Source organism: Streptomyces sp. NEAU-174, from assembly GCF_052665095.1.
Window position 1 is genome coordinate 353,878 of sequence record NZ_JBQTCE010000011.1, and the last position, 23,321, is coordinate 377,198.

Annotated in this window: 23 protein-coding genes; 10 read left to right on the forward strand and 13 right to left on the reverse strand. The window is 71.6% G+C overall.

Features of this window, described 5'->3' with window-relative positions:
- The first annotated feature begins 48 nt into the window (after positions 1-48).
- Positions 49-999, forward strand: a complete 951-nt coding sequence (locus ACT2CW_RS30495) for an aminoglycoside phosphotransferase (protein WP_445518950.1) — start codon at positions 49-51, stop codon at positions 997-999.
- Here ACT2CW_RS30495 and ACT2CW_RS30500 read toward each other — a convergent pair.
- The 5 genes from ACT2CW_RS30500 to ACT2CW_RS30520 form a co-directional block, all read right to left on the reverse strand.
- Entirely contained in the window at positions 968-1,849 is an 882-nt protein-coding gene (locus ACT2CW_RS30500) for a fructosamine kinase family protein (protein ID WP_445518951.1), read from the reverse strand. The two genes, ACT2CW_RS30495 and ACT2CW_RS30500, sit on opposite strands and share 32 nt — an antisense overlap.
- Positions 1,846-2,310 (reverse strand): low molecular weight protein-tyrosine-phosphatase, encoded by a 465-nt coding sequence (locus ACT2CW_RS30505; RefSeq protein ID WP_037955859.1) that lies wholly within the window; start codon positions 2,308-2,310, stop codon positions 1,846-1,848. The genes ACT2CW_RS30500 and ACT2CW_RS30505 overlap by 4 nt, the downstream gene beginning before the upstream one ends.
- A 66-nt stretch (positions 2,311-2,376) precedes the next feature.
- Entirely contained in the window at positions 2,377-2,718 is a 342-nt protein-coding gene (locus ACT2CW_RS30510; RefSeq protein WP_037955857.1) for a hypothetical protein, read from the reverse strand.
- Between the two features lie 80 nt (positions 2,719-2,798).
- Entirely contained in the window at positions 2,799-3,986 is a 1,188-nt protein-coding gene (locus tag ACT2CW_RS30515; protein ID WP_445518952.1) for a GDSL-type esterase/lipase family protein, read from the reverse strand.
- A gap of 69 nt (positions 3,987-4,055) precedes the next feature.
- Positions 4,056-4,625 (reverse strand): TetR/AcrR family transcriptional regulator, encoded by a 570-nt coding sequence (locus ACT2CW_RS30520; RefSeq protein WP_164423798.1) that lies wholly within the window; start codon positions 4,623-4,625, stop codon positions 4,056-4,058.
- Between the two features lie 71 nt (positions 4,626-4,696).
- Between ACT2CW_RS30520 and ACT2CW_RS30525 the strand changes: the two genes are divergently transcribed.
- The gene (locus ACT2CW_RS30525) at positions 4,697-5,188 is read left to right on the forward strand and encodes an FBP domain-containing protein (RefSeq protein ID WP_445518953.1); all 492 of its coding nucleotides are present in this window, start codon (positions 4,697-4,699) and stop codon (positions 5,186-5,188) included.
- 87 nt (positions 5,189-5,275) lie between these two features.
- Here ACT2CW_RS30525 and ACT2CW_RS30530 read toward each other — a convergent pair whose 3' ends face one another.
- Positions 5,276-5,698, reverse strand: coding sequence for a spore-associated protein A (locus ACT2CW_RS30530; RefSeq protein WP_445518954.1), 423 nt, complete (start codon positions 5,696-5,698; stop codon positions 5,276-5,278).
- Between the two features lie 272 nt (positions 5,699-5,970).
- On the opposite strand from ACT2CW_RS30530, the gene ACT2CW_RS30535 reads away from it, so the two are divergent.
- The 3 genes from ACT2CW_RS30535 to tpg all read left to right on the forward strand — a co-directional run bounded on the left by ACT2CW_RS30535 (position 5,971) and on the right by tpg (position 9,172).
- Positions 5,971-6,210 (forward strand): hypothetical protein, encoded by a 240-nt coding sequence (locus ACT2CW_RS30535; RefSeq protein WP_037955849.1) that lies wholly within the window; start codon positions 5,971-5,973, stop codon positions 6,208-6,210.
- Positions 6,211-6,365: 155 nt separating this feature from the next.
- Positions 6,366-8,609 carry a telomere-associated protein Tap gene (gene tap / locus ACT2CW_RS30540; RefSeq protein ID WP_445518955.1) on the forward strand — a complete coding sequence of 748 codons (2,244 nt, stop codon included), beginning with the start codon at positions 6,366-6,368 and terminating at the stop codon, positions 8,607-8,609.
- Positions 8,610-8,617: 8 nt separating this feature from the next.
- Entirely contained in the window at positions 8,618-9,172 is a 555-nt protein-coding gene (tpg, locus tag ACT2CW_RS30545; RefSeq protein WP_445518956.1) for a telomere-protecting terminal protein Tpg, read from the forward strand.
- Between the two features lie 106 nt (positions 9,173-9,278).
- On the opposite strand, the gene ACT2CW_RS30550 is transcribed toward tpg, so the two are convergent.
- From ACT2CW_RS30550 to ACT2CW_RS30560, 3 genes are read right to left on the reverse strand one after another with little or no spacing between them, the layout of a single operon-like run.
- Positions 9,279-9,803, reverse strand: a complete 525-nt coding sequence (locus ACT2CW_RS30550; RefSeq protein ID WP_445518957.1) for an AAA family ATPase — start codon at positions 9,801-9,803, stop codon at positions 9,279-9,281.
- Positions 9,800-11,695 carry a TniQ family protein gene (locus ACT2CW_RS30555; RefSeq protein WP_445518958.1) on the reverse strand — a complete coding sequence of 632 codons (1,896 nt, stop codon included), beginning with the start codon at positions 11,693-11,695 and terminating at the stop codon, positions 9,800-9,802. The genes ACT2CW_RS30550 and ACT2CW_RS30555 overlap by 4 nt, the downstream gene beginning before the upstream one ends.
- On the reverse strand, positions 11,688-12,482 hold the full coding sequence (locus ACT2CW_RS30560; RefSeq protein WP_445518959.1) for a hypothetical protein: 795 nt from the start codon (positions 12,480-12,482) through the stop codon (positions 11,688-11,690). Before ACT2CW_RS30560 ends, ACT2CW_RS30555 begins: the two co-directional genes overlap by 8 nt.
- Between ACT2CW_RS30560 and ACT2CW_RS30565 the strand changes: the two genes are divergently transcribed.
- Entirely contained in the window at positions 12,483-13,136 is a 654-nt protein-coding gene (locus ACT2CW_RS30565; RefSeq protein WP_432045715.1) for a class I SAM-dependent methyltransferase, read from the forward strand.
- Positions 13,137-13,158: 22 nt separating this feature from the next.
- Here ACT2CW_RS30565 and ACT2CW_RS30570 read toward each other — a convergent pair whose 3' ends face one another.
- A complete protein-coding gene (locus tag ACT2CW_RS30570; RefSeq protein ID WP_445518960.1) occupies positions 13,159-14,046 on the reverse strand; it encodes an NAD(P)-dependent oxidoreductase in 888 nt (295 codons plus the stop codon).
- A gap of 55 nt (positions 14,047-14,101) precedes the next feature.
- On the opposite strand from ACT2CW_RS30570, the gene ACT2CW_RS30575 reads away from it, so the two are divergent.
- Complete coding sequence (locus tag ACT2CW_RS30575; protein ID WP_445518961.1) at positions 14,102-14,452, forward strand: winged helix-turn-helix transcriptional regulator; 351 nt, start codon at positions 14,102-14,104, stop codon at positions 14,450-14,452.
- A 154-nt stretch (positions 14,453-14,606) separates the two neighbouring features.
- On the opposite strand, the gene ACT2CW_RS30580 is transcribed toward ACT2CW_RS30575, so the two are convergent.
- Entirely contained in the window at positions 14,607-15,188 is a 582-nt protein-coding gene (locus tag ACT2CW_RS30580) for a TetR/AcrR family transcriptional regulator (RefSeq protein WP_445518962.1), read from the reverse strand.
- An 80-nt stretch (positions 15,189-15,268) separates the two neighbouring features.
- On the opposite strand from ACT2CW_RS30580, the gene ACT2CW_RS30585 reads away from it, so the two are divergent.
- Positions 15,269-16,192 carry an NADP-dependent oxidoreductase gene (locus ACT2CW_RS30585; RefSeq protein WP_445518963.1) on the forward strand — a complete coding sequence of 308 codons (924 nt, stop codon included), beginning with the start codon at positions 15,269-15,271 and terminating at the stop codon, positions 16,190-16,192.
- A gap of 146 nt (positions 16,193-16,338) precedes the next feature.
- Here the strand turns inward: ACT2CW_RS30585 and ACT2CW_RS30590 are convergent, their stop codons facing one another.
- Positions 16,339-17,082, reverse strand: coding sequence for a class I SAM-dependent methyltransferase (locus ACT2CW_RS30590; RefSeq protein ID WP_445518964.1), 744 nt, complete (start codon positions 17,080-17,082; stop codon positions 16,339-16,341).
- A 184-nt stretch (positions 17,083-17,266) separates the two neighbouring features.
- Between ACT2CW_RS30590 and ACT2CW_RS30595 the strand changes: the two genes are divergently transcribed.
- Positions 17,267-17,473: a hypothetical protein gene (locus ACT2CW_RS30595; protein ID WP_445518965.1), complete on the forward strand. Its 207-nt coding sequence runs from the start codon at positions 17,267-17,269 to the stop codon at positions 17,471-17,473.
- A gap of 30 nt (positions 17,474-17,503) precedes the next feature.
- Here ACT2CW_RS30595 and ACT2CW_RS30600 read toward each other — a convergent pair whose 3' ends face one another.
- Positions 17,504-18,511, reverse strand: coding sequence for an alpha/beta hydrolase (locus ACT2CW_RS30600; protein ID WP_445518966.1), 1,008 nt, complete (start codon positions 18,509-18,511; stop codon positions 17,504-17,506).
- A 221-nt stretch (positions 18,512-18,732) separates the two neighbouring features.
- On the opposite strand from ACT2CW_RS30600, the gene ACT2CW_RS30605 reads away from it, so the two are divergent.
- Positions 18,733-23,298, forward strand: coding sequence for a phosphorylase family protein (locus ACT2CW_RS30605; RefSeq protein WP_445518967.1), 4,566 nt, complete (start codon positions 18,733-18,735; stop codon positions 23,296-23,298).
- Positions 23,299-23,321 lie beyond the last annotated feature (23 nt).

The window sequence follows — 23,321 nt, forward strand, 5'->3', positions numbered from 1 at the left end:
CGGAAATTCCGGTGACGGTGGGCCGCCCGCTCCCTAGGATCGGGCCCTGTGCTCTCCCGTCCCTCTTTCATCAGCGACGAAGCGATCGCGCGGGCTGTCGCCGCGCATTGGCTGCCGGACGTCGCCGAGGTCGCGTATCTGCCCTGGGGTTTCGGCGCACATCACTGGCGGGTGGCCGGTGGCGGCACGACCCTGTTCGTGACGCTGGACCAGCTGGAGCCGCGGCACACCGAGGCCACGCTGGAGGCCGCCTACGCGGGGGCGGCCGCATTGGCCGCGGCCGGTGTGGACGTGGTGTGCGCGCCGTTGCCCGCCCGGTCGTCCGGCCGGTTCACCATCGGCGTCGAGGCGGGTGCGCTCAGCGTGACGCCGTGGCTGGACGGGCGCAGCCCCACCGAGGAGGAGGCGAGCCGGCCCCGGCACGTCCGCGAGGTCGAGGCCGCGCTGGCCACGCTGCACGCCGCCACACCGCCGACCGGTCTGCGGCACTGGACTCCCCAGGTCGGCCCCGGGTTCGCGGGGGAGCTACGGACCCGGACAGCGCGCCCCTGGACGTCCGGCCCGCTGGCGGAGGAGGCGCGGGCCGCGATCGCCGCACACGATGCCGCGATCACCCGCTGGACGGACCGCTACCTCGAACTCGCGGACCTCGCCCACTCCCGCCGGGACCAGTGGGTGACCACCCACGGTGAGCCGCACAACGACAACCAGGTCGTGGGCGCGTGCGGGCTCAAGCTCGTCGACTGGGAGTCGCTGGCCCTCGCGCCACGCGAGCGGGACTACGCCGATCTGCTCGCGGCCGGTGCGGGGGACCGGCTGCGCCCCGACCCGGCGATGGTCGAGCTGTTCGCGCTCGACTGGCGCCTCTCCGAGATCGCCGAGTACGCACGCTGGTTCGCCGCCCCGCACATCGGCACGGACGACGACCACACCGCCCTGGACGGGCTGTACGAGGAGTTGCGGCAGGTCACCGCGCCAGGGCAGCCCGGGCCACGGTGACCGCCTGCCCGGCGTAGCCGCGGCCGAACAGCACGGTGTGCACCAGCAGCGGGAAGAGCTGGTGCAGTCCGACGCGGTCGGCCCAGCCCTCGGCGAGCGGCGCCACCTCCTGGTAGCCCTCCAGCACCTGGTCGAGATGCGGGCAGCCGAACAGGTGGAGCATCGCCAGATCGGTCTCCCGGTGACCGCCGTGCGCGGCCGGGTCGATCAGCCACGCCTGACCGTCGGCGCCCCACAGGACATTGCCGTTCCACAGATCGCCGTGCAGCCGGGCGGGCCGCTCGGCCGGTCCGGTCAGCTCGGGCAGCCGCTCACACGCGCGCTCGATCACCTCGGCCTCGCCGTGGCGCACCGTGCCGTCGTCGACGGCACGCCGCAGATAGGGCAGCACCCGGTACTCGGCGTACCAGCGCGGCCAGTCGGTGCCCGTGACATTGCGCATCGGGGCCATACCGATGTACGCGTCCGTGGGGCCGTCGGGCGGCGGGGCGCCGAACGCGGGCGCGCCGACGGCGTGCAGGGCGGCCAGGTCGCGGCCGAACCGGACCGCCGCCCGGGCGCTCGGCCGGCCGACCGGCACCTGGTCGGTGACCAGCCAGTGCCGATCGTGGCCGTGCACCGCCGGAACGCGAACCGTACCGGCGTCGGCCAGCCAGCGCAGCCCCGCCGCCTCGGCCTCCACCGCGCCCGGATCGTCACCGCGTTTGACCATCACCGTCTGCCCGCCGTCGAGGGTGACCTCGGTGAGCATGGCGGACAGCGGCCGCCGTCGGGTCGCCGGACGGCCGGTCAGGCGGGCCGCCGCGGCACCGGGGTCCTCGCCCGTCCCGGCCTCGGCACGGGCGCTCATGAACCGAGGCGCTCGCGCACCCGGGCCAGCAGGCCGGGCACCGAGGCTTCGATCATGGCCAGCACCTCGTCGAACCCCTCCGGGCCGCCGTAGTACGGGTCGGGTACGTCCAGGTCGCCGGTGGCGTCCGGGTCGAAGGACCGCAACATCCTGACCCGGGACGGATCGTCGACCAGCCGGCGCAGCGCCTTCTCGTGGCCACGGTCCATCGCCAGGAACAGCTCGGCATCCGCGTGCTCGGCACCGATCTGGGCCGCGACGTGTTCGACCGGATAGCCGTGCCGTGCCAGCAGCTCGCCGGCCCGTTCGTCGATCGGCTCACCGGCGTGCCAGGGGCCGATACCGGCGCTGCTGACCCGTACCGCGCCGTCGAGTCCCGCCCGGCGCAGATGCTCGGCGAAGACCAGCGCGGCGGACGGTGACCGGCAGATGTTCCCGCTGCATACAAAGCAGATGTGCACGGCCACCAGGGTAGGGCCTGGCGCCGCGGTGGCGCAGGGGGCGGGCCGTCCGGGGAAGACCCCGGCTCACCCCGCCCACGGCTTGTCCACCAGCGGTGTCCGGAGCCACCCCACGCCGCCGGTGCCCTCATCGGGCCTCAGCTCCAGCATGTGGCCACCGGGCCGGTCCGAGGCCCGCGCGATCGCGCTCACCAACTGCTCGGCGAGGTCGGGGCCCTCGGTGTCGTCCATGTCGTCGACCGGCGCGCCGGCCCGTACGTCCTGGCGGACCTCTTCACCGCTGTGAAGGGTCAGGATCAGGTGCTGAGGTGTCTTTCTGTCCCATCTGACCTGCTCGATGATGTCGGCGCGCACCATACGGCCGCCGAACGTCGCGCTGTTGACCCGCACCCACACATCGGGCGTCATCGCGGCCCTCCCTCGCACGGGCGTCGATGCTCCTCCTCGTCCCTTCCCGTTGTACCGGATGTTCCGGACGGAGCCCGGCGTCAGGCGCCGTGGTCCGCGAACGGGCCATCGGCGGCGAAGGCCAGCGTGGCGAAGCGTTCCCCGATACGGCGGTGAGTGGCGGCGTCCGGGTGGAGCTCGTCGGGCAGCGGCAGTTCGGCGGCGTCGGCCTCGCCGTAGAGGTCGCGGCCGTCCAGGTAGTGGAGGTGGGGGTCGTCGGCCGCCCGCTGCTCGACGATCCGGGACAGCTCATCCCGGATGACACCCAGCGTCAGCTTCCCGGCCGCGCGCTCGGCGGGGTCGCCGGTGGCCAGGAACCGCAGCTTTCCGGCGCCGAGCGCCTGGAAGTCGAAGGCCGCGGGGCCGGGCGTGTCCTCGTGGATGGGGCACAGGATGGAGGAGACGACCAGCAGCGGCGTGGTGGGATGCCCCTCGCGGATGGTGTCGAGGAAGCCGTGCACCGCCGGGCCGAAGGCGCGCAGCCGCATCAGATCGCCGTTGACCAGATTGATGCCGATCTTGACGCTGATCAGGTCGGCGGGGGTGTCGCGCATCGTCCGCGCGGTGAACGGGTCGAGCATGGCACTGCCGCCCAGACCGAGGTTGATCAGTTCCACGCCGCCGAGGGAGGCGGCGAGCGCGGGCCAGATGGCGGTGGGGCTCGCGGCGTCGGAGCCATGGCTGATCGAACTGCCGTGGTGCAGCCACACCCTGCGCCCCCGGTCCGGTACGGGCTCGACGGGGGCGTCGGTGCGCAGGGCGACGAGCTCGGTGGTCTCGTTGTGCGGCAGCCAGATCTCGATGTCCTTGACGGCCTCGGGGAGGTCGGTGAAGCGCAGGGTGCCGGCCGGGCCGGGGTGGCTCTCGGCGGTCCCGGTGGCCAGGTCGATGGCCAGGGTGTTGCCGCCGGTCACCGTGGACTGGGCGGTCAGGCGCCCGTCGATCAGCAGGTCGTAGACGCCGTCCGGGCGGGGCGGGGCGCCCGCGTAGACCCGCTTGGTGGGCAGCGTGTCCAGCTCGACGGCGGTGGCCCGGGTCCGGAAGGCCAGCCGTACGCCGGACGGCTGGGCCTCCGCCATGGCCAGCTGCCCATCGGCGCACTGGGTGCGGGCCCAGGCGGGCAGCCGGTGCGGCAGCAGTCCATGCGCGGTGTGCTCCAGGTCCAGGGCGCCCCGAAGGATGTCGGCGGTGATGGGCGTGGTGATCCAGTGGTGCTCGGTGGTGTGCATCGTTCCAGCCTGTTGATCAGGGATGTACGTATGGTTCTCCTGGACCCGCGATGAGCGATACGCGCCGCGTCAGGGCGCGGGCCAGTTCCGCAGCAGGGCGTCGAGGGCGTCCAGGGCCCGCGACCAGCTCACCTGGCTGTCCGGGGCGCTGTGGCTGAAACTGCCCGCCATCTCGAGGCTGACGTAGCCGTGGAAGACGCTGCCCAGCAGCCGGACCGCATGCGTCTGGTCCGGTTCGGTGAGGTCATAGCCGCGCAGAATCGCCCGGGTCATCTGTGAGTGCCTGAACCCGGCGCTGGCGGCCGCCGTCTCCGGGTCGAGCCTGAGCCGGGCGGCGGTGTAGCGGCCGGGGTGCTCGCGGGCGTAGTCGCGGTAGACGTTGGCGAAGGCGATCAGGGCGTCCTTCCCGGCCCGTCCCGCCAGGGCATCGGCGGCGCGGTCGGCGAGCTCCTCGAGGGCGAGCAGGGCGATCCGGGTCTTGAGGTCCTGGGAGTTCTTCAGGTGCGAGTAGAGACTCGCGACCTTGACGTCGAACCGTCTGGCCAGCGCCGAGACGGTCACCTGGTCGAAGCCGACCTCATCGGCGAGCTCCGCCCCGGCCTGGGTCAGGCGTTCCGTGGTGAGTCCTGCCCGTGCCATACCCATCCTCTCCTCGGCCAGAGTCGATTATGCATTTGCCTAAAGGGTTTAGGCAAATTAGCGTGCGGTTTATGAAGCCGATGACTGAGCAAGAGATCCGCGCCGCGTTCGTGAACTGCTCCAAGGGCGAGGCCAAGCGCCTGTCCGTCCCGCGCGACCTGGCCGACCGGCCCTGGGACGACCTGGACTACCTCGGCTGGCGAGATCCGCAGGCCCCCGACCGTGCCTATCTGGTCGCCGTGCTGGACGGCCGCCCGACCGCCCTCGCGCTGCGCTGCCCCGGCCCCGCCTCCTGGCAGGCGCGGCGCAGCATGTGCTCGATCTGCCTGACGGCCCATACGGGCGGCGTGTCCCTGATGGTGGCGCCGAAGGCGGGGAAGGCCAGGCAGCAGGGCAACTCGGTGGGCGCCTACATATGCAGCGACCTCGGCTGCTCGCTGTATGTGCGGGGCAAGAAGGACGCGGGCGCCGGATCGCGCCCGCAGGAGTCGCTCACCGTGGAGCAGAAGATCGAGCGGACCGTGGCGAACGTCGCCGCGTTCCTCGCCAAGGTGACCGCGTAGCGCGTATCGCCGGGGGGCCTGTCACGGCTCGTTCAACGGCGGTGCCCCGCACACCACGGGCGTGCGGGGCACCGAGCGGGCCGGAGGTCAGCCGCAGTTGGTGTTGGCCTTCTCGAAGCGCACACCGTCGATCCAGCCCCACCAGTCCACACAGGTGCCCCGTGCGTCCGTGCAGATGGGCCCGGCGTAGGAGCGGTAGTTGCCGCTGTCGTAGATGTTGTGGATCTCCGTGTCGCTCCGCGAGAGGTAGATGGTCATCGGGACCGGGTCACCGGCGACGTTCCGGATCGCGACCAGGCAGTTCTTGCCCGTGGCGGAGCTGTAGGTGAGATACGCCGTGCCCTTGTCCCCGACCTCGGTGGAGTTGACGACCGTGTAGCCGGAGCCGCAAGCGCCGTTGTACGCCGCGTGCGAGGGCGCCGCGGAGGCCGCGGGCGCGGCCACCATGAGGGCGGCCGCGCCGGCCCCGGTCACTGCCGCGACGGCCAGGGCACGCTTGATGTGCGTCATGGGTGGGTCCCCGTTCGTGTGATGTCGGTGCTGTCGGTTGAAGTGCCGTGGGTGGATTTCCCGGTCATTACGACCCACCACCCGGCCCTTGAGTTGTCCCCCTGCACCGTTACGGCTCTGTCCCCACTGTCACCGGCGCGTAACGCGGGCCCCGCGCAAGAAACACAAGGCGAAAAGCGCCTGACGGCCATCGAGCCACCAGGGGACGACGGTGCTGCCGATGACGCGTCTCTCTTAGACTGTGCCGGTCCCCAAGTTGATCGGAGCACCATATGCGTCGCCTTGCCGCCGCCCTTTTGGTAATGACCGCTTTTGCCTCGCTCGCCGGCTGCGCGCAGGATTTCGACCGGGGCCCTGACGGGCAGGTGACCGACAAGGTCAAGGACGGGAAGAAGTTCTACTTGGTCGTCAAGCCGACCAAGGGGGACGGGGAGAAGAAGTTCCGCGTCAGTAAGTACGACTATCACGACTGCAATCGGGGTTCGAAGTACCCCAAGTGCGTTGACGATTAATCAGTTCGTCTTCACCGACGAGTTCGTCGTCACCGCCGATCGCCGGGCCGGCCGCCCCCTTCGGCCGGCCCGTTTGCGATTGGAGTGATTGAGTGTGCGACTAAGCGTGCGCTGTGGGGAGCGATTGGGATAGGGTCGGCCCGGAGGTGAGCCCTGTGCCCGCTGAGGACGAGTTGTTCAGCGCCGTCGACGCGCTGCTGGAGCAGGTCGCCCAGGACGATCTGCCGGCGCCGGCCGAGCGCAAGAGGCTGCGTGAGGCCGCGGGGCTGAGCCAGGCCGAGGTCGCCAGGGCGCTGGACATCCGCCGGGAAGCGGTGGGCAATTGGGAATCCGGCAGGACCGAGCCGCGACAGCCGAAGCGCGCCGCCTACGCCCGGCTCCTGAAGGGCCTGGCCGCCCGCTTCCCCGCCCCGGCCGCGGATGAGTCGGAACCCCCCGCCCCGGCCGCGGATGAGCCGGGCCTCCCCGCCCCGGCCGCCGAGGCCCCGGGGCTCCCCGCCCCCGCCGTGGAAGCGCCGCGCCTCCCCACTCCGGCGGTGGAGGAGCCGGTCCATGCCCCGGCCGTGGAGGAGCCGGGACTCCCCGCTCCGGCCCCGGCCCCGCAGCGGGTCCGCCCGCCCAGGCCGTCCACACCGCGGCGCCCGGACGCGCGGCGACCCGCGACAGCGCCAGCCACGGCGAGCGCCAAACCCACCGCCGCCACCCCCGCCGTGGACCCACGCTTCGCCAACGGCCCGCTGGCGGTCGTGGACTTCGCGGAGGGCCGGCTCGCGGCGTACTGCCCCGGGGGCCTGATCCTGGACCCCCCGGCCAAGTCCCTCCCCGCCCTCGTGGACTGGACCCTGGCCGAGGCGCGGCTGGGCGCCCCACGGCTGAACCGCAACGGCAGGGACGCCGACCCGGTGCTGGTGCTCACCGACGCCGCCGTGGTGCGCTTCGGCCTCCCGGCCCGGCTGACCGACGAGGAGCGGCGGGCCGGCCGGCTGTCCGAGGGCCACAAGGTCCTCAAGCAGCTGGAGCAGGCCGACTGGCGGCTCACCCGGCGTGGACTCGGCCCATGGGCGCGGATCTACCGCCCCGCCGAGGGCTCGCGGCGCGCCTGCGTCCAGCTGTGCGTCCTGGGCTGGGACGCCCTCGATGCCCGCTCCTGGGGCGCGGCCGCGCAGTTGCCGCCCGCCGATCTGGCGCAGCTGCTCGGCACGTACGCCGACCGCGTCATGACCCCGTGCGGCTCCACCGCCGTCACCGGTCTGGAGCTGATGACCGCTCTGCACCCGCCCACCCGCGCCGGTGAGCCGGACAGCGATGGACGACGGCACAGCGAGCACAACCCCGGCTCGTTGGGCACCCAGCCGGTGCGGTGTGCCCCGCCCGAAGCCCCGGACGGCCACCCGCTCCTGGCCCACCTGCCGCGCTTCCACCAGCGCACCCCCGAAGAGGTCCTGGTGGAGGAGGCGTACGACTGGGCGCGGCCGCTCACCGACGAGGAGTGCGCCAAGCGCTATGTGGTGGGCATCGACGTCAACATGGCCTTCGCCGCGGCCGCAAACGGCACCGCCTTCGGCCTCGGCGCACCCGTGCACGCCAAGCGACCGCCGTTCGACCCGAAGATCCCCGGCTCATGGCTGGTGGACCTCTCCCACGTCGAGCTGGATCCGCGCCTGCCGAGCCCCTTCACCCCGACCGGTGAGCGGCCGACGGGGCCCGCCTGGTACGCCACGCCGACCGTCGCCTACGCCGTCGAACTCGGCTACGGTGTCGCCCCCGTCGAGGCGTACCTCCGCCCGGACAACGGCCGCTATCTGGACGCCTGGTACACCCGGCTGCGGGACGCCTATATCGCCACGATGGCCGACCTGGGGGTCACCGCCGGGATGGAGCCGGGGGAGTTCCTGACCGCGATGGACGGCCACCGGCAGGCCGACCCGCGGATGGCGATCGTCCTCTCCGCGATCAAGGCGACCGTCAAGGGCGGCATCGGCAAGCTGCGCGAACGCCCCCGTGGCGGTGGCTGGCGCCCGGGTCAGCCCTGGCCGGCGCTCCAGCGCCCGACGTGGCGGCCCGACATCCGCGCGGCGGTCATCTCCAAGGCGCGGATCAATATGCACCGCAAGATGCTCAAGACGGCGGCGGCCACCGGCCAGTACCCGGTGGCGGTCCTCTCCGACTGCGCCGTCTACCCCTCCGACGGACCCAGCCCGCTGGACTTCCTGCCCCACCGGGACGGCAAACCGCTGCCGGGCGGTTTCCGGATCGGGGTGAGCCCGGGGATGGTCAAGCACGAGGGCACCCAGACGACCCTGTGGGCCGAGGGCGTACGCGAGGAGCACGGCGATGACCTCAACCTCGCCCGGTACATCAAGGACGGCCACGTCGCCGCCGGGGACAACGGAGAGTAGGGGCGACCATGGGCAAGCTAGCGGAGAGCCTGGACAAGGCGGTGGAGGGCGCCTTCACGCGTCCCATCCCCAAGTCGGCCGGTGCGCGGATGCGGTATCTGGTCAAACAGCTCAAGGGCACCCGGGCGGTGGCCGATCTGCTCGGCATCTCCCAGCGCACCGTCGAGCGGTACGTCAAGGACCAGCTCAAGCGGCCCCGCAAACCCCTCGCCACCCGGATGGAACGCGAGGTGCGGAAGCGGTGGCAGCCGCAGGTGCGTGCCAGGGCCAAGAAGCAGGCCGCCACCACCGGCGGCATCGTCCTCGACACCCGCGCCCGCTTCGGCTTCACCGCCGCCCCCGGCACCACCGATGACGCCCGGCTGCGCCACATCACCCAGGCGCTGCCGCCGCAGTACGCCGCGCGCCTCTTCGACGCCCAGGAAGAGGGCGCCGCCGAACAGCGGCTCCGCGACATCGCCGCCGAGGGCCTCCAGGAGATCTACTTCAAGGACCGCGGCCGCCGCGCCCAGGGCCTGCTGGTGGAGTTCACCGACATCGACTACATCGAGATCGACCTGTAAGCGGCGGCCACAGGCGAAGCCCTGACCTTCGTCGGATGAGCCGAGGCGCGGTACTTGTCACATAGGCAGTCTTGTTGTCACCTGCGAGATGCGGCGCCGGAAGGTCTCAACTCTTGACGGCCTCTGCGATCTGCTGGGCGGCCTGGGCGGGGGTGAGGTGCGTGGTGTCCACGACCTCGGCCTCGGCGTGCAGCCACGTGCGGGCCGCCTCGGCGTAGGGCTCGAGGTATTGGAGACGGAACGGGGAGTTGGGGCCGAGAACGGTGTCGCCCGCGATGCGCGCGCGGAGGGTGTCCTGGTCGGCGTGGAGGACGAAGTGTCGGACCGGAATATCGTGCTGGGCAAGGCCCGAGCTGATCTCGCGCCAGTACTGCTCGACCAGGACGGTCATGGGCATCACCAAGGTTCCGCCGGTGTAGTCGAGGATGCGTCGGGCGGTTTCGACCACGAGGGGCCGCCATGGCGGCCAGTGCTGGAAGTTGTCCGTCGCGGGCAATCCTGGCTTGATGTCCATGAGTGTCTCGCCGACCTTCTCGGCGTCGAATACCCGGGAGTCCGGGATCAGCTGCTGGACGAGCGCGCTGGTCGTCGTCTTGCCTGCGCCGTGGGTGCCGTTGAGCCATACGATCATGGACTTGACGCTAGCGTCTTGCGGGCTGCGGGGACAGGCAGAGTGGAAGACCCGGTGCGGTCGACCGCCTTGGCCAGGTGCTCGGCGTGGTCTTCGAGCAGTGGCTTGAGGGTGCCGTAGTAGGGCTGGTGGTCAGTTGTGCCGAGCCAGTGAAAGACGTTGTGTCGCTCCCGGGTCCAGACGGCGCGTAGTGCGGGGTCGGGGGCGATGTGTGGCGGGCAGGGTGCGAAGTCGGGCTCGCCTTCGGTGACGCGGGTCCAGATGTAGGAGCTGACGGCCAGGCGCCGGCGGTCGTCGCTGAGGGGCTTTCGGTGGCTGGTGTCCGGGAGCCGGGTGAGCATGTGCTGCCAGTTCTCGGGTTCCAGCGTCCAGGTGGCGAGGGCCTCGCGTCGGTGTTGGTAGTCGATGACCGGGCCGGCGAGGAGTTCGGCGGTGATGGCGTCGAGGGCCTGTTCGAAGTCGCGTGCCATGCCGCTGGTGCGGAGGCGGCGGTTCAGCAGCTGGGTGTAACCGAGCCTCTTGTTCTCGGGGTTGATCCCGAGGAACTGGGCGGCTTTGTCCAGGCCGCCGCCGCGTGCGCGCTGGACGAGGAAGACCGCGGCCGCGCGTCGGCGCATCTTGGGCGTGGTGTCCGAGAGGAAGCCGAGGTGGCGTTCGGCAAGGTCGTGGGGCAAGCACGCAGGGATGTGTTCGGGTTGCAGGCCAACGCCGGTGGAGGGGAGGCGGAGTCCGCCTTTGCCGGTGCGTCTGAAGGTGGGAACGATCGTGTCGGCGGCCTGTTGGAAGCGCTCGGAGCATGCGCTGCGCTGTTTCTTGAAGACGTTGTCCCAGATCAGGTGCCGTGTGGGCGCGATTCCGCTGCGGGTCCGGTTCTCCTCGGGTGCGAGCGGGGAGAGTGCTTCGCGCAGGTCGTCGGCGGTCAGGATGCGATCGGTGACCTGGAGGAGGGCGGCGCAGGCGAGCGCGTCGACGGGTGCCGCGGTGGAGCGGTAGGGGCGGGAGTCGACTCCGTCGTGGATGGCGAGGTGCCGGTCGACGGCGGCGGCGACGGGGCGGGTGGTGCCGACCGGCTGGATGCGCGGCCAGCTGATCATGACGAGTCCGGCGAGCAGGATGAGTTCAGTGAAGTACTGCTGTGCTTGCCGTTTGGGCCGGCCGGGGCCGAGCAGGCCGAGGATCTTGCGCTGGAGCTCGAGCAGGGCGGGTCCGGGCTGGTGGTGCCGTGGGTCGTGCGCGAGTGGCGCCCCGCAGGGGGCGCCCGGCCGGGTGGTCGGGACGTCCTGGGTCAGTGAGGACCGGCAGTGGGCCGGGTGGACCCCGGTGGCGGCGGGGCGGGGGACCAGCTGTGTTCTGCTGCTGAAGTTGATCGGCTTGTGGCAGTGGGGGCAGCGGTGTTCCAGGAACACCTTGTGCAGCGGGCAGGCGAAGACGACGGACAGGCGCCAGATGATCTGCCAGGGGCCGCCGTGGGCGTGCTGGATGTCGGAGCCGTCGCCGGCGAGGCAGTGAGGGCAGTAGCGGGCGGTGGTGGGGAACAGCCATCGGTCCGTGTGCATGGAGTAGACCCTCCCGGCCCGGACGTCGGCGATGCTGCGGGCCGCCGGCGGGTAGCGGGAGGCGAAGGGTTCCAGGGTCATCGCGCGCACTTCGCGGGGATCCAGTCGGGTGGTGAGGGCGAAGCTGCTGACCTCGCTTGGCCTCAACCACGTCGAAAGCGAGGCCCGGGCCCGCCCGAGCCGGTCCTGTTCGGTCAGGCCGGTCTGCCGGGCGAGCTCGTTGGGTGAGACGTGCAGGCGGTGGGCCAGACGCAGGACGAAGCCGGCCAGGGACTCGCCCTGCAGCGGATCGAGGCTGAGTCCGAAGGGCGGCAGCCCGGCGGTCGCGTCAGTCACCCGCGGCCGGCCTGTTCCCGCGGTCGTCGAGGACCGTGTTGCGTCCGCGCCGGCGGCGGGGCTTGGGCTTCGTGGGCGGGGCGGTGTTCTGCGGGATGTCGGGGACCTCGCCGGCCCCGGGGTCGAGGTCGTCCAGGTTGCCGAGGTGGATCGTGGTCTTCGCGAGCAGTTCCGGGGTGAGGCGTTCTTCGCCGGTGAGGATCGCCTCGGTGCAGCCGTCCTCGATCAGCCTCCGCAGCAGGCCGACGATGCCGCGGGTGCGGCCGAAGAGGTACTCGGGCATCTCGCCGGTGGTCAGCATGCCTTCGAAGGACCGAAGGAGCCGCAGTTGGTCCTCGATGCCGGCCAGGTGGTCGAGGAAGGCGGTGATGCCGGGCGGGGTGGAGTAGTCGAACGGGTCGAGATCGACCTTGTCGAACCGGCGGCCGGTCTGCGTGCCGGCCGCGGCGTGGTGCCGCCCGCCTCGCCCGTGGTCGGGGAAGACCCACTGCCCGGTGCGCTGGTCGACGTAGGCGCCGCGCAGGAGGCCGGAGCCGGGGATGTCCACGCCGATCAGGATCAGGGTGACGTTGAGGTCCATCAGTTCGCGGATCAGGTCGAGGGTGTCCTGGTCGTCCTCGCGGTGGAGCCGGAGCCGGGTGATGTCGTCGATCAGCAGGGCGGTGGTGTGATGGTTCCGGATTGCGTCCCGCACCGCTCTGACCAGGTCGTCCAGGGTTCCGGGGTGCGGGTTGCCGTAGACGTTCAAGATCGCCTTGCTGTGGGTGCTCCCGGCTACATTCGCCACGTGACTGAGCCTTCCTACCTCGCCGCCGTCCGGGAGTCCTACGACACCGTCGCCGCCGCCTACGTCGAACGCGTCAAAAACCCCGCCGAATTGGATCCGCTGTCGCGCGGGATGCTGGCCGCGTTCGCCGAGCTCGTACGGACAGACCGGCGCGGCCCGGTGGCGGACCTGGGGTGTGGGCCCGGCAAGGTGACGGCACACCTGGCCGGGCTGGGAGTGTCGGCGTTCGGCATCGACGTGTCGCCGAAGATGGTCGAGCTGGCCCGAAAGGCCTATCCGGACCTGCGGTTCACCGTGGGGTCGATGACCGCGCTCGAGATCGGGAACGACGAGCTCGGTGGCGTCCTGGCCTTCTACTCCACCCACCACACCCCACCGGAGCTGCTGCCCGTGGTGTACGCCGAGTTCCATCGCACCCTGGCACCCGGCGGACACCTTTTGCTGGTCGGCTACGTGGGGGACGACGAGTTGCTGCGCCCGACGCGGGCGTATGGCGGCCATCCCGTGTCGTACGCATCCCATCTGCTGCCACCGGACCGGCTCGCCGAGCTCCTGGACCGGGCCGGGTTCGCCGTCACCGCGCGGCTGGTGCAAGCACCCGGCGAAGGCGTGAAGCGGACGGTGGCCAGCTTCATGGCCCGCAAGCCGGAATGACGCCCCCGGGGTCGCGCGGGCGTCAGCGGCGGCCCAGCACCTCGGCCACGCGAATGAACCCGTCCGTGCCATGGCCCAGCGCGATGGTGCGGCGGGTCATGCCCTCGGCCGCGCGCATCAACCCCGCGTCGATGCCGTGCCCCTCGGAGGTGTGGACGATATGGGCCATGGTCGATGCGCCCGAGGTCATCGGGTTGCCCTCACCGGAGAAGGTGCCGCGGTCCAGCTCCTCCGCGGTCTCTTCGAAGAGCGGCGGAAGGATCGCGCCGATGCCCTTGGCGAAGGGCGCCAGCTCCCGGGCGCTGATCCCCTCCGCCCGCGCCACCGCCAGGGCGTGCGCATAGCCCGCCATCGCCGTCCAGAAGATGTCGAGCAGCGCGATGTCGTACGCCGCCGCCCGGCCGATCTCCTCGCCGAGGTGGGTATGGGTACCGGCCAGTGCCTCCAGTACGGGCCGGTGCTCCTGGTAGAGCTCCGCCGGGCCGCTGTGGATGAACACCGAGGCAGACGTTCCCATCGTGGTGGTCGGCGTCATGATCGCACCGTCGAGGTATCGGATGCCATGGCCGGCCGCCCAGTCCGCGGTGTCCCGGGCCCGGTCAGGGGTGTCCGCGCTCAGGTTCACCACGGTGCGTCCCTTGAGCGCTTCGGTGACCGCGTCCCGCCGCAGGATCGCGTCCGACGCGTCGTAGTTCACCACACACACCACGGTCAACGCGCTCGCGGCGACCGCCTCTTCCGCCGAGGACGCGCTCATCGCGCCCCGCTCGATCAGCTCCCGGTCCTTGCCCGGCGTCCGGTTCCAGACCGTGATCCGCAGCCCGGCGTCCAGAAACGCGTCGGCCAGGGCACGGCCCATCGGCCCCAGACCGAGCACGGTGACGGCAGACTGTTCGGAGTACATGGACATGACTCAACCCCCATATGGATATACGCGTACATAGCGCAAAGGAAATAGAGCGAAGATGACACGCAGCCGTGCTCAGGACACCAATGTCTGCGGAGTGACCGCCGCGATTTCCGTGATCGACGGCAAGTGGAAGACCGCCCTGCTCTGGGCGCTGGAGTCCGGCCCGTATCGCCCCGGTGAGCTACGTCGGTGGTTGCCGGGGCTCAGCGAGAAGGTTCTGACTCAGGCGCTCCGTGAGATGGAGACGGACGGGCTGGTGCACCGGGAAGTCCACGATGTGCTGCCACTGAAGACCGTGTACTCCCTCACCCCGTTCGGCCGCGACCTCTCCCAGGCGTTGGCCCCCCTGTCCGATTGGGGACACCGTCGCCTGGAGAAGCTGGCCGAGGCGCAGTCGGCATCCTGACGCAACGCCACCTCCGTGTCATCCGTTCCGGCGGCCCTCCGGCCGCCCACCACCAGATTCGCCCGGCCGCGCGGCGGTGCCAAGTACCCACAAATAAGTGGGTACGGCGGATGACACGGGACCGGTGTGCGAAGGCCCCGATGACCCCGAGCGGTCAGGTCGTCTTCCGCGTGGACAGGACGGCGGCCTGTACCTCACCGAGGGCCTGTCGGGCGACGGCGCTGAACTCATCGGTGTTGTCCAGATCGCTCCAGCGCTCGTAGGCGATCTTCAAGGCGAGTGTTGCCAGCTCCGCGGTCACCCGGGCCATGAGGGCGGGTGCGCCACGGTGCGCTATGGCCCGGGTGATCGAGGCGGTGAGGTTCATGCCCTTCAGCGCCTCGCGCTCCTGAAGGTCGGGATGGGCGTCGATCACCGCTCGCCTGCGGACGGCGAACGCGCGGTGGGCGGGCGTGAAGACGTTCCGCCCGAGCGCGTCGAAGCCGAACACCACCGCTTCGAGCGGATCGGCCCCGGAGTGCGCCGTCGCGATCGCGGTGGTGAGGTGCTCGGTCAGTGGGTCCTCGCCGAAGAGCACCTCCCGCTTGTCCTGGAAGTGGCGGAAGAACGTGCTCTTCGCGAGCCCTGCGCGTTTCGCGATGTCGAGCACGGTCGTGTTCTCGTAACCGCGCTCCGTGAACAGTTCGAGGGCGGCTTCGGCGAGCCGTCGCGATGCGTTGGGTTCCCAGCGGGCCATGAGTACAGCTTACGGGACTTGGTCTCGTCACCGGGTAGAGTGATAAGACCAAGTCCCATCACTGGCCGTGGAGGCACGCTATGAGCCGAGCCGTAATGCACGAGGCGTTCGGAGGACCCGAGGTACTGGAGCTGCGCGAGGTCCCGGAGCCGCACGCGGGAGCGGGGGAGGTCCGCGTACGTGTGAGCGCCGTCGGCCTCAACCCCATGGACTGGATCCTCACCGCGATGCCGGACGTGGCGGAACAGTTCGGCATCACGCTTCCGTCCGGCTTCGGCACCGACTTCGCCGGCACCGTGGACGAGGTCGGTCAAGGAGTCGCCGACTTCACCGTGGGCGACCGCGTCCACGGAGCCGCGACGGACCGGGCCGCCGCCGACTTCGTGGTGGTCGACCCCTCCGGAGCGGATACGCTCCGTCGCACTCCGGCGGAGATCGGCGACGAGGTCGCCTGCACGCTCGCGGTGGCGGGCATGACCGCCGCGGCGGCGCTCGCGGCGGCCGAGGTGAAGGCCGGCGACACCGTGTTGATCGGGGGCGCCGCCGGCGGTGTCGGCGTGTTCGCCGTCCAACTCGCCAAGCTCGCCGGTGCCCGAGTGATCGGAACCGCCTCCGAAGGCACCTTCGGCTTCCTGCGGCAGTTCGGCGCCGAACCTGTCACCTACGGTCCCGGCCTGGAGGACCAAGTGCGCGGGGTGGCCCCCGGCGGCGTCAGCGCGGCGACCGACCTGTTCGGCACGGAGACGGCCGAGGCGGCGCTCGCGCTCGGCGTCCCGGCGGAAAGGATCTCCACGGTCGCCGCCGGACCCAACCCGCCCGGAGGTGTGCGCCCGACCGGCGGCATGAACGCGCGCCCCGAGGACCTGAAGCGGATCACCGACGCCATAGTCGCCGGTGAAATCACCGTGCCGATCGCCGCGACCTTCCCCATCGAGCAGATCCGCGAGGCCGTACGACTGCAAGCCGGACGCCACGTCCACGGAAAGATCGTGGTCAACCTCTGAGTCCGTCATCTATTGCGGCCCGGTGCCCTCGTGGCCGCGTGCGTTCGCCACCGGTGGACTCCGGCTGTCCGGTGGTCGCGGCGCCCGCGGCCCGTATCTCAGCAGTCCAGCAGATGCCTCCTCTCGGTCGTAACCGCCCGGCGCGGCTACCGGTTCGGCGGGATTCGGTAGACGGAGACGTGGGAGCGCGACTCGGCGGTGAATTCGGCGCCGGACCAGTCCGCGTGCCTGCTCTCCAATTCGAAGTCCGCCAGCTGGGCCATCAGATCGAGCTCGGCCGGCCAGATGTAGCGGTGCGGGCTGCGGGTCAGCCGGGCCTGCCGGGTGTCGTCGAACCGGAAGTGGTGTGAGACGACGTGCTGGCGCAGTACGTCGTAGGTGTCCAACCCGATGTAGCCGGGCTCGGCCTGCCAGACGGTGGCCGTCTGGCCCGGCGGGAGCTTGCGCAGCTCGGGTACCCAGAGCTCGATCACGAACCTGCCACCGGGCTTGAGGTGGCGGGCGGCGTTACGGAAGCACTCGACCTGTTCGGCCTGGGTGAGCAGGTTGGAGATGGTGTTGTAGACGAGATAGACGAGCGTGAACTCCCCGGGAGCCACGGACGTCGCCATGTCGCCCACGATCACCGGGATCGTCGCTTCGTCGGCCTTGGTGCGCAGTTGCCGGACCATCGGACGCGACAGCTCGATACCGGTGACGGGGACCCCTCGTTCGGCGAGCGGGACGGCCACCCGGCCGGTACCGATGGCGAACTCGAGTGCCGCTCCGCCGCCTGCGAGCTCGGCCAGGCGGTACACGGTCGGCCTCAGGATCTCGGGCGCGAACATGCCCGTGCCGGGCGTGTCATAGCGCTGCGCGGCGTCGATGTCCCAGATCTCCTCCTGGTTCATGGCGTCACCTTTCACCGCTGGGGCACGCGATGTCCACCGAATTTGCCCCTCGGGGCCCGGGCCCGGGTGCGCCCATGCGGGCGGCCTCGCGCTTTACCTTCACACCATCCCCACACAACACCGTTGACGCACTGGGCTGCCGCGGGCACCCGGCTGGGGTCGCCTGCTGAGGAAGGGGCCCGTCGTGATCGTTGTAGCGGTCTCAGTGCTGCCCACGCTGGTTTTGATGCTGCTGGTCATGGACCGTGTCGAGGACTGGCTGTCGGGGTCGTCCTCGGCCCCACGACACGCGGGTGAGCGGCGTCATCTGCGGTTGATCCCCGGCGGGGCGCGGGAATCGGGCTCCCGGCCGAAAGCCGCGTCGTCCGAGCGGCGGTCGAAGGCCGCCTGAGGCCGGTGGCCGGGGCACACGCGGCGGGCCTTACCGCTTCCTCGGCTCGGTGCTACTGGTGTTCCTGGAGTGCGCGAGGAGGCGCCTGAGCCAGCGGGTGCGGGCGTCGCGTGCGTCCTTGCTGATGGCCGCCCGCGGTGCCATGCCGTCGAAGCCGTGGTACGCGCCGGGCCATACGTGCAGTTCGGCCTGGCCGCCGGCCTGCCAGATCCCGTTCGCGTACGCCACGTCCTCGTCGCGGAACATCTCCGCCGAGCCGACGTCTATGAAAGCGGGAGGAAGACCCGAGAGGTCCGTGCCGCGGGCAGGCGCCGCGTAGGCTGGCACGTCCGCCGTGCCGTAGCGGTCGCCCAGCAGCGCCTTCCAGGCGGTTTCGCCGGAGATGAGATCCCACATGCCGAGGCCCGACATCTGGTGGCTGGAGAATGTGTGTCCGCGGTCGTCGAGCATCGGGCACAGCAGGAGCTGCCCGAGGATGCCGGGGCCGCCGCGGTCACGGATCAGCAGGGCGAGGGCCGCGGCGAGGCCGCCGCCCGCGCTCTTCCCGCCGACGATGACGCGGTCCGCGTCGATGCCCAGTTCGGCCGCGTGCCCGGCGGCCCAGAGGAGCCCCGCGTAGCAGTCCTCCAGCGGTCCGGGGTACCGCGTCCCCGGTGCCAGCCGGTACTCGACCGAGATGACGGCCATGTCCAGCGGAAGGACCCACTCGCGAAGGATCCGCGGCAGCACCGACCACGCGTTGCCCATGATCATCGCGCCGCCGTGCATGTAGTACAGCAGCGGCAGCGGCCCTTCGCGCCCGGCGGGCCGCACACTCACCAGCGTGACATCGGGCCCGTCCCGCAGCCCCGGGACGGACAGCTCCGCCACCTCGAAACGGCCGTCGGCCCGGAGGTCATCGGCCGTCGGCCTGGGCCGGGTCGCGGCGTCCCGCTCCTGCCGGGCCGCGAGATTCCCCGGAGTGACCGGCTCTCTCGGCCCGTTGCCCAAGGACTCCAGCGTGACGCTCAGCTCGGGGTCGAACGGAGGCACCGGCATCGGCCTCGGGGCGGAAGGGCTTGTGTGGGGGAGTCCTGTGTGGGGGAGGTCCATACCGCGCATCCAAGCATCCGGCGCCGCTCGGCGACACCGATGGTCACGGCGGCTCGTACATCCGCTGCGCGTTCGGTACCCCCGCTGGTCCCGGCCCCGGGAGATCGCGGACGGTAACATTTCGCCCGCGGGCCGCACAAGGGTCGACCGTTGGCCGGGGGGGAGACGTGGAGAGCACCGGGGAGCACAGCGACTCACTCGTCGTGCTGACAGCACTGGACGTGGAGTACGAGGCGGTCCGGGCGCACCTGGTCGAGCCTCGGCCGCGGCTCCACCCGGCGGGCACCCTGTTCGAGGTCGGCCGGCTCGACGGCACCCCCTGGCGGGTGGCCCTTGCCGAGCTCGGTGACGGCAACCAGGGAGCGGCCGTGCTGACCGAGCGGGCGATCACCATGTTCGGCCCGCGCGCCGTGGCATTCGTCGGGGTGGCGGGAGCCCTCAAGGACGACATCCAGCTCGGGGACGTCGTCATGGCCACGCATGTGTACGCGTACCACGGCGGCAAGGACGAGGACGGCGAGTTCCACTCCCGCCCGAGGGTCTGGCCGGTGCGTCAGGAACTCGACCAGCTGGCCCGCATGGTCCGCAGGTCCGGTGGGTGGACCGAGCTGCTGCGGGAACGCCCGCCCGGTGCCGCCCGCCCGGCCGTCCACCTCAAGCCCGTGGCCGCCGGTGAGGTCGTCCTCAACTCGGCGGACTCGCCCCTGCGACGGCAACTGCGCCGGAACTACCAGGACGCCGCCGCGATCGAGATGGAGGGCGCGGGCGTGGCCCAGGCCGCCCATCTCAACGCCGCGTTACCCGCCCTGATCGTCCGCGGGATCAGCGACCGGGCCGATGGGAAGAAGTACGACGCGGACGCCGAGGGCTGGCAGTCCCGCGCGGCGCGCCACGCCGCCGCCTTCGCCTTCTCCGTCCTCCGCGAACTGCCGCCCGGCTGCGGCCCAGCCGTCACACCTGGGCCGGCCGCCACACCTGGCCCAGTCGTCACACCCGGGCCGGCCTCCACACCCGGGCCGGTGGTGCCCACGGGCCCGGTTCCGGAAGGGTTCCCGGCAGGCCCGACGCACCGGCCCCCAGATGCGGCGGGAACCCCACCGGACACCGGACCGGCCGCACACCGCCAACTCCTCCGCTGGGCAAGGAGGTTCTCCGACGACCTGGACCTCGTGGACTCCCCGCGGCCGGACGCCGGCACCGGCTCCCCGCCGCAGCTCAGCGGCGGACTGTATGTGCGGCGCGCCATCCAGGAGCGGGTGGTGGAGGCCCTCTACGACGACGATCCGAAGGCGGTCCTGGTGACCGGGGACGCCGGGAACGGCAAGAGCAGCCTGCTGTGGGGCCTCGCCCGGGACCTGACCGTTCTGGAGGACGCCGAGGTCTTCCTGGTGAACGCCGCCTGGCTGCTGCGCCCCTTGGGCGGCGCCTCCGCGACACCCATGCTGACTCCCGCGACCGTCGTGTCCGGGGCCACGCACGCCCGGACGCGGGGGCGTACACCCGTCGTGCTCCTCGACACCGCCGATCTGCTGCTGCACGACGACCACCACGAGATGACGCTGCTCGATCTGTGCGAGGACCTCGCCGCCGCCGGTGTCCGCCTGGTGCTGACGTCCCGGCCGGAGGAGGCGAACCGGCTGCGCACCGGCTTCCTCCGGATGTCGCTGGGCCCCTACGACGACGGCGAGATCCCGCACGCCATCCGTGGCCACGCCGCGCTCTACTGCCCCGACGCCGTCCCCCGGGACGACGCGGCGCGGGTGCGGAGGCTGATGGAGCCCGTGGCCCGCGGACTGCCGGTGCGCGAGGTGTGCAGAAGCCCCCTCCAGCTGCGGCTGTTGTTCGAACTCGCCCGGGACGACGGGGCGTTCCCCAGCGCGGAGATCGACGCCACCGGCCTCTACCGCCGCTACTGGGACCACCGGGTCGTCACCGACCGGCGCCGGCACGGCAACCAGAGCGCCACGGCGCCGGAGGACCTCTCCTCGATCACCGGAGCGATAGCCGTCGTGCTGATGTCGGCCGGCCGTACCGAGCTGCCACGCGAGGAGCTGGTCGAGCGGCTCACCTCGCCGCACGGCGGCCCCCGCCCCCCGTGGCCGTACGAACCCGCCCGCGTCCGGTCCTCCCTCGATCTGCTGCTCGACCGGGGCGTGCTGGGCAGGGGAGCCTCGGACGGCGTCCACTTCTTCCACCAGACCATGTTCGAGTACGCGGCCGCGCGCGGACTGCTGCGTCTCACCGGGGCGCGGGCGCTGCTGTCGCTGTGCGAGTGGATCGGGTCCCATCCCCGTGACTTCTTCGTCGGGGCGATCCTCGAACAGCTGCTCATGCTCGCCGCGGGGTCCGAACGGTACCGCGGCCCGGTGCGGGAGACGCTGATCCGCATGGCGGCGCACGAGGACGCCATGATCCTGCACACCGTCGCCGTGGCCGTCGCGGCGCGGAACCCCGCCGTGGGCGTGTCCGTCGAGCCGCTGCTCGCGACGGCGCCGCACGGTGTGGCCCGACGGTACGCGGTGCTGGCACCGACCGTGCGCGACACGGACGTCGACGCCCTGCTGCCGCGGCTCCACGGGCTGTGGGAGCGGCAGGAGCCCAGCCTGCGGGAGGCCGTGCTCGAGGCGCTGGAACGGCTGGCCGCCCAGAACGCGCTCGCGGTCCACGCCGCCCTCGCCGACTGGGGCTGCGTACGGGAGCTGACCGGGCGCCGTACGGCCGGTGCGGGCCTCGACGTCCTGCCCCGGCTACTCGTGCTGACGTCACACATCGACGTGGCGTCAGCGCGGACGGGCCTCATGGAACTGCTCGACTTCGCCCTGACCCGGGGGCTGTCGGAGCTGGCATCCGGCGTGCTGACCCTATGGGCACGGCACTGGGAGACACTGGGCTCGGCGGAGTGGGCCGCCGCCGTCCAGGAGCGTCTCCAGCGTGTGCGCCTCGCGCGGAAGTCGTACGACCTCGAGCTCTTCCAAACGGCCCTGGCCAGGGTGCTGGCCGCCTCCTGGACCCATGACCACGGACTCCCGGGTGACCACCCGGTCCCCGCCGACGACCTCGATGGCGGACCCGCCACCGCGACCCACCCCTGGACACGGCGCCTCGATACCGCGGTGGCGCTCCTCGAAGCGGATGACCACGACACCGTGGGCAACGCCGGACTCATCGCCGCCACAGCGGTCCTGACCACTCTGCCGCCCGGCCACTGGGCCATCGAGGCCACCCTCGACCGCTGTCTGGCGATGACCGGGCCGGGAGCGCCGCACGCACTCCAGCACCGGATGGTCTTCCCCCTGCTCCTCAGCGTCGACTGCGCCGCCGCGGAACGCCTCGTCCACCGGCTCGCCGCCATGCTCAAGGCGCTGCCCTGCCCCGAGAACCAGCCGGTCACGCCCTCGCAGCGGCTCGCGCTCGTGGCCCGCCGGATCCTCGCCCACCGGGACGTACCCCCGCACCGCGTCCGGCAGGTCCTGGAACACTCGGGCTGGGACGCCGACTCCGAGCTGTGGCTGTCCCGGGACGGCCTGGCCACGCTCCTCCTGCCGGCCGCGCTCGGCGGCCACCCCACCGCGGTGAGCAGGATCGAGAAGGCGACGACCGCCCCGGCCGCCGCCCGCGGCCTCGTCCGCCAGTCCCTGCACCGGGCGGTCACGGACGCCGGGCTCCACACCGAGCGCCACATCGCCCTGCTGGTGAACCTGTCGCTCATGGACGCCGACACCGTGCTCCTGGAGGCCATCACCACCGGCCGGGCCAAGAAGGGCACGGGTCCGCTGCCACCCCTCGCCCATGAGCGGGTGCTGGCCGCGCTACGGGCATCGGCCCCGGCCCTCACCGGGCTGATCGCGGACGAGATCGCCGAGGGCAACAGCGGAAAGCGGCAGCGCCAGGCACTCACCCTCTGGGAGTGCTCCGTGTCCGCCGGTGTCCTCCCCGCGCCCGGTCTGACCGAACTCCTGCCCCGGTACGGCACCTTCTCCGACCAGAAGACCCGGGCGGCCTTCCTCGGGCTGGTGGGAACCATCGCGGCGCGCGAACCGGCCCAGTACACCACGGCACACACCTTCCTTGCGGAGCTGGTGTTCGACGCCGCGGGAGGCATCCCGCCTCTCGACGACGCGTCGGCCGCCACCCGGAACGCCGCCCGCAAGGCGCTGCTCCACGCCGCCTGCGAGTCCGGCCCGCTCACTCCCACGGCCCTCACCACGGCCCTCGACCTGGCCTTCGCCCCACCGACCGACGCCGGACTGATCAGCGGGCTCGGCCAGCTGGTACGGCGGCTCAGCGCCGCACACGGCGCGGCCCCCGCCGCCGAGCTGCTGATCCGTGTCATCGGCGCGGCCGTGGCCGCGCAACAGGGCCGCGCCGCGGAGAACCACCTCGCCAAGTCCCTGCGCGGCGCGATGGACAGCATCTTCGACCACGGTTCCCCGGCCGTGTACCGGAGACTGTGGGAGCACCTCAAGGAGCCCGGCCCGGAGGACGACGCCGATCGTGTGGTCTTTCCGGAGCGGTACGCCCTGGGCCTGGTGAGCTGCGCGATCCGCCGCTCGTACGCGACAACGCGCCAGGATCTGGAAGCACTTGTCGCCCATCCGCGGGTGCCGCGGCCCACCAAGATGTGGATCAGCGACCAGCTCAGCGCCCGGTCGCGGGAACACACCGAACACGACCTCAGCTGGGTGCTGGGTGGCTGGACGTCCTGGCAGCCAGTGGCAGGATGCTCGCGGTAGTCGTCATCGAGGTCACGGGTGCG

What these genes read in the sequence shown, in the direction of transcription:
- ACT2CW_RS30500 (WP_445518951.1), bottom strand. Translation starts at nt 1,849, where the DNA reads ATGAGCGCCCGTGCCGAGGCCGGGACGGGCGAGGACCCCGGTGCCGCG.
- ACT2CW_RS30510 (WP_037955857.1), bottom strand. Translation starts at nt 2,718, where the DNA reads ATGACGCCCGATGTGTGGGTGCGGGTCAACAGCGCGACGTTCGGCGGC.
- ACT2CW_RS30515 (WP_445518952.1), bottom strand. Translation starts at nt 3,986, where the DNA reads ATGCACACCACCGAGCACCACTGGATCACCACGCCCATCACCGCCGAC.
- ACT2CW_RS30520 (WP_164423798.1), bottom strand. Translation starts at nt 4,625, where the DNA reads ATGGCACGGGCAGGACTCACCACGGAACGCCTGACCCAGGCCGGGGCG.
- ACT2CW_RS30525 (WP_445518953.1), top strand. Translation starts at nt 4,697, where the DNA reads ATGAAGCCGATGACTGAGCAAGAGATCCGCGCCGCGTTCGTGAACTGC.
- ACT2CW_RS30530 (WP_445518954.1), bottom strand. Translation starts at nt 5,698, where the DNA reads ATGACGCACATCAAGCGTGCCCTGGCCGTCGCGGCAGTGACCGGGGCC.
- ACT2CW_RS30535 (WP_037955849.1), top strand. Translation starts at nt 5,971, where the DNA reads ATGCGTCGCCTTGCCGCCGCCCTTTTGGTAATGACCGCTTTTGCCTCG.
- tpg (WP_445518956.1), top strand. Translation starts at nt 8,618, where the DNA reads ATGGGCAAGCTAGCGGAGAGCCTGGACAAGGCGGTGGAGGGCGCCTTC.
- ACT2CW_RS30550 (WP_445518957.1), bottom strand. Translation starts at nt 9,803, where the DNA reads ATGATCGTATGGCTCAACGGCACCCACGGCGCAGGCAAGACGACGACC.
- ACT2CW_RS30570 (WP_445518960.1), bottom strand. Translation starts at nt 14,046, where the DNA reads ATGTCCATGTACTCCGAACAGTCTGCCGTCACCGTGCTCGGTCTGGGG.
- ACT2CW_RS30575 (WP_445518961.1), top strand. Translation starts at nt 14,102, where the DNA reads ATGACACGCAGCCGTGCTCAGGACACCAATGTCTGCGGAGTGACCGCC.
- ACT2CW_RS30580 (WP_445518962.1), bottom strand. Translation starts at nt 15,188, where the DNA reads ATGGCCCGCTGGGAACCCAACGCATCGCGACGGCTCGCCGAAGCCGCC.
- ACT2CW_RS30585 (WP_445518963.1), top strand. Translation starts at nt 15,269, where the DNA reads ATGAGCCGAGCCGTAATGCACGAGGCGTTCGGAGGACCCGAGGTACTG.
- ACT2CW_RS30590 (WP_445518964.1), bottom strand. Translation starts at nt 17,082, where the DNA reads ATGAACCAGGAGGAGATCTGGGACATCGACGCCGCGCAGCGCTATGAC.
- ACT2CW_RS30600 (WP_445518966.1), bottom strand. Translation starts at nt 18,511, where the DNA reads ATGCCGGTGCCTCCGTTCGACCCCGAGCTGAGCGTCACGCTGGAGTCC.